Source organism: Mycobacterium tilburgii (assembly GCF_902168065.1).
Lineage (GTDB): Bacteria > Actinomycetota > Actinomycetes > Mycobacteriales > Mycobacteriaceae > Mycobacterium > Mycobacterium tilburgii.
Genome location: NZ_LR655783.1, coordinates 1 through 462 on the forward strand (window position 1 = coordinate 1; position 462 = coordinate 462).

General features: G+C 65.6%; 1 pseudogene. It reads left to right on the plus strand.

The annotated features are described in order from the left end of the window. Positions 1 to 252: 252 nt before the first annotated feature. Positions 253 to 462 (plus strand): annotated as a pseudogene (locus FQ389_RS17565) (glucose-6-phosphate dehydrogenase); the annotation flags it as partial.

The window sequence follows — 462 nt, forward strand, 5'->3', positions numbered from 1 at the left end:
CAACCCCCCATCGCCCGAACCGACGCCAAGACGGCGGACGCTTTCGTCGACGAAGGCGTCACCCTGTTCACGACGGAAATCCACCCCGACGACAACGGCTATGACTTCGCCGAATTGGAGATGATGCTCGCGTGGCGCGATCACTGATCGGTGCGCGGCAGGGCTGCGCGGCCGTCGTGACGGTGGGAGTATCACGGGAGTGGCAGCAAAGAAACCGCAGACGATCTCGTATCCGGCGCCCGACTCCCGTCCGTGCGCTACGTGCCGCAGGGCGCCGAGCCCTACGCATTGGCCGCCGCGGTCGCCGAGGCCGAGAACACCCTGGGGCCCAAAGTGCGGTGGTTACATTATTTGTCGGTCCCGGCGAAGGCGGCGTGCGTTGTCATCACGATGCTGCGCGATGCCAACCTCATCGAACAGTCCCGGGTGGTGATGGAGAAGCCGTTCGGCACGGACCTGGCC